The following is a 3798-nucleotide window of genomic DNA, read 5'->3' on the forward strand; positions in this document are numbered from 1 at the left end:
GCAGTTTTTTGTACTTTTTTTGACTTGTTATGACAAAAAAGGATGTGCTATAATAGACAGCAGTGAATTTTTTAGGAGGCGAAAAAAGTGAAATATCTGAGACAGTTTGGAATCATCCTTGCTGTGACCTGTGCGGGGGAGATCATGAAGTATTTTATCCCGCTTCCGATACCGGGCAGTATCTATGGACTGATTCTGATGTTTGTGCTTCTTTTGACAAAGGTGATCAAAGTAGAGCACGTAAAGGAGACCGGTGAATTTCTGATCGAGATCATGCCGCTTATGTTCATTCCGGCAGGCGTTGGTCTGATCACATCCTGGAGCCAGCTGCAGTCTTTTCTGGTGCCGCTCCTGGTAATCACAGTCGTATCGACGTTTGTAGTCATGATCGTTACAGGAAAGGTTACAGATTTTTTAATATCCAGAAAAGAGGGAAAGAAGTAAGATGGACAATTTAATCATGAGTTCGGCAACGGTAGGGATCGTGATCAGCCTTCTGGCATATGAGATCGGGCTTGCAGCACAGCGTAAATGGAAGCTGGCGTTATTAAATCCGCTTCTGATCTCTATTGCGATCGTGATCGCGTTTCTGGTAGTTTTTCATGTGGATTATGAAAGCTACAATATGAGTGCAAAATACCTGAGCTACCTTCTGACACCTGCGACGGTAAGCCTGGCGATCCCTCTGTATCTGCAGCTTGATCTGCTGAAAAAGAATATCGGGGCGATCTTTGGCGGAGTTATTTCAGGCGTTATCGCAAGTCTTGGAACGGTACTTGTAATGTCGATCGTATTCGGTCTGAGCCACAAAGAATATGTGACCATGCTTCCGAAGTCTATTACGACAGCAATCGGTATGGGCATTTCTGAGGAGCTTGGCGGATATGTGACAATTTCTGTTGCAGTGATCATCATTACAGGTGTTCTTGGAAACATGTTTGCAGAATACATCTGCAAACTGTTCCGCATCAAGAGTCCGATCTCCAGAGGACTTGCGATCGGTACAGCATCTCATGCGGTAGGTACAGCAAGAGCAATGGAGCTTGGAGAAGTAGAGGGAGCGATGAGCAGTCTGGCGATCGTTGTGTGCGGTCTGTGCACTGTCATTGGAGCTTCGATCTTTTCCTATCTCTGGTAAAATAAAAAGTAAAAGACATCGTAACTGTTCAGTATCCTCACAGTTACGAGTCAAAATGCATTCCAAATCACCTTCGGTGATGGCATTTTGACTTGTATGTCTCGGGATTTTGGCAAAAACATGCCAAAACACCTCGCGGGATATTACCTACTGAATAGTTGCAAGACATCAAAAAAAGAAACCGTGGAATCCAGTTAAAAAGGATTCTGCGGTTTCTTTTTTTGTTGTTTTGAAATGATTGCTGAAATTTTTATTCAGCCATTTTTTTCTGAACCAGTTCGAACTCGTCTGTGATCTCTTTGGATGGAGCTTTGGTAGCAAGGCTTACTACAATGATCATCACACTGGAGATCAGGAATGCCGGAAGGAGTTCATAGAAGTTCAGGAAGGAAACGTTTGGACGGACCAGATATTTCCATACGAATACCATAACACCGCCGGAAACCATTCCTGCGAGAGCTCCCTGCCAGTTGGTACGCTTCCAGAACAGTGCAAAGAGCACGACCGGACCGAATACAGCACCGAAACCTGCCCATGCAAAAGATACGATGTTGAATACAGAACTGTCCGGGTTGCGGGCAATGATAACTGCGATAACAGCGATCGCAAGCAGAGTAACACGGTCAGTGAGCATGGTCTCCTGTTTCTTCTTATTCTTTAGGACTGCGCCGAAAAGGTCGGAAGAAACAGCAGAAGAAGCAGCCAGAAGCTGTGAATCTGCGGTGGACATCGTAGATGCCAGGATTCCTGCAAGGATCGTACCGCCGAGCAGTGCCGGAAGTACACCATGTGTGCTCAAGAGATCTGCGATCTTGACGATGATGGTTTCTGAGTCAGCTCCATGAAGCATTTCCAGTTCGCCGGCTTCTGTCATTCCAAGACCGATGACACCGATCATAACGGCAACTGCGAGGGAAATCACAACCCAGGTAGTAGCCACTCTTCTGGATAAGGAAAGTTTCTTCTCATCTTCGATCGCCATGAAACGAAGAAGGATGTGAGGCATTCCGAAATATCCAAGTCCCCATGCCAGCATAGAAACGATGTTGATGAGCGGATAAGCTGCTTCTGTGCCTGTTTCCGGGTTGTAAGTGGTCATCATGGTAAGGTATCCAGGCAGTGACTTTGCGTGGCTGATAACTGCGTCAGGACCGCCTGCAACAGATACTCCGAAGCCAAATACAATGATCAGTGCGATGGACATGATGATGCTCTGGATAAAGTCTGTGGTGGATGCCGCAAGGAATCCTCCAAGAGTCGTATATCCGACGATGATCAGTGCACTGATGATCATGGCAGTCAGATATTTTACTCCGAACAGACTGGAGAACAGTTTTCCGCAGGCAGCGAAACCGGAAGCTGTATATGGAATAAAGAAGATCACAATAAAAATAGCTCCGATCGACTGCAGGATCCTGCGGTCGTCCCTGAAACGATTGCTGAAAAAGGACGGTAAAGTAATAGAGTTTCCTGCTACATGAGTGTAGAGACGGATTCTCTTAGCTACGATTTTCCAGTTAAGGTATGTACCGATTGCGAGTCCGATCGCAGTCCAGCCTGCGTCTGCGATACCGGAAAGATATGCAAGACCAGGAAGTCCCATAAGGAGCCAGCTGCTCATATCGGAGGCTTCTGCACTCATTGCGGTTACCAGAGGACCAAGCTTACGACCGCCCAGATAAAAGTCTGAGGTATCGTTGTTCTGCTTGGAACAGAGATAGCCGACAAAGAGCATTGCACCAAGATAGATAATGATCGCAATCATGATACAGATGTGTGCTGTTGTCATAAATTCCTCTCCCTTCTGAAGTTGAAATGTATATTTATACATCGTTGATATGCATATACATACAATATTATTAGAAAATCCTTCAAAAGTAAAGAAATTTCTTCTCAATAAAAGCACAGGTTTTCTGAAAAAAACAAAAATCCCTAAAATCGCCGTAAACCCTCATAAAATAAGGCTGAAATTGAACAGGAATGAAAAAGATTTGTCGAATTTTTCAATAAATTGTCAGACGAATTTTGTTGACGTTTGGCGGGATTCTTTATAGAATAAGGGTGAAACCTATAGTATTGCACAAACGGAGGATAGAAAATTGGAAAAAATGACCGAAGTTGCAATTGTGAATTGCATCGAAAAAATGATGACGGAAAGGAGAGAAAAAATACTCGAATCTGATGAATACATCAGACAGGACGTAGACGATCTGAAAGAGCTGGAAGAAAGATACGCCGGCATGAATCTTCCTTACATGTTCAGAAGGGTGATTGATGATTATATCGCCTGCCTGGAATCAAAGAGTGAAAGATATGCAGATCTGTCTTATGTCAGGGGTATGGGTGATGCGATCTTCCTGCTCAAAAACATCGGTGCTCTCGGAAGCCCGGAAGCACTCAGCGTAAATGCAGAATAACTAATGAAACAATATCGTTTATGCAATAAAAGAGTATATTTATTTTATATTTAAAAGGCATAGCCGGGGAAATCCGGTGACGCAAAACTATAGGGTCTAAGCAAATGAAACAAATGTATGACAGCCAGTTGCACCTACAAGATATATATAGATCTTTTAAGAATCAGGAAAAAAGAATTACATATTCAGTAATACAAAAGATAACAAAAAGCTGACGCACATCTCCGTAGGTTTCGAAAGATG

Annotated in this window: 4 protein-coding genes and 1 riboswitch; of the genes, 3 read left to right on the top strand and 1 reads right to left on the bottom strand. The window is 43.7% G+C overall.

Annotated features, from left to right (window positions below; genetic code table 11):
* Positions 1-87 precede the first annotated feature (87 nt).
* Together QZL69_RS12900 and QZL69_RS12905 are read left to right on the top strand one after the other, a co-directional pair.
* A complete protein-coding gene (locus QZL69_RS12900; RefSeq protein ID WP_022215612.1) occupies positions 88-444 on the top strand; it encodes a CidA/LrgA family protein in 357 nt (118 codons plus the stop codon).
* 1 nt (position 445) lies between these two features.
* Positions 446-1138: an LrgB family protein gene (locus QZL69_RS12905; RefSeq protein WP_022215613.1), complete on the top strand. Its 693-nt coding sequence runs from the start codon at positions 446-448 to the stop codon at positions 1136-1138.
* Between the two features lie 250 nt (positions 1139-1388).
* Here QZL69_RS12905 and putP read toward each other — a convergent pair whose 3' ends face one another.
* Positions 1389-2927 carry a sodium/proline symporter PutP gene (gene putP / locus QZL69_RS12910; RefSeq protein WP_022215614.1) on the bottom strand — a complete coding sequence of 513 codons (1539 nt, stop codon included), beginning with the start codon at positions 2925-2927 and terminating at the stop codon, positions 1389-1391.
* A 310-nt stretch (positions 2928-3237) separates the two neighbouring features.
* On the opposite strand from putP, the gene QZL69_RS12915 reads away from it, so the two are divergent.
* Positions 3238-3555, top strand: a complete 318-nt coding sequence (locus QZL69_RS12915; RefSeq protein WP_022215615.1) for a hypothetical protein — start codon at positions 3238-3240, stop codon at positions 3553-3555.
* A gap of 46 nt (positions 3556-3601) precedes the next feature.
* Positions 3602-3691, top strand: a riboswitch (cyclic di-GMP riboswitch).
* Positions 3692-3798: the final 107 nt, after the last annotated feature.

This window comes from Blautia sp. CAG:237 (assembly GCF_000436615.1).
Taxonomy (GTDB): Bacteria; Bacillota; Clostridia; order Lachnospirales; family Lachnospiraceae; genus Blautia_A; species Blautia_A intestinihominis.

Excerpts from the sequence above, each read along its gene's own strand:
- putP (WP_022215614.1), bottom strand. The coding sequence starts at position 2,927 with ATGACAACAGCACACATCTGTATCATGATTGCGATCATTATCTATCTT.
- QZL69_RS12905 (WP_022215613.1), top strand. The coding sequence starts at position 446 with ATGGACAATTTAATCATGAGTTCGGCAACGGTAGGGATCGTGATCAGC.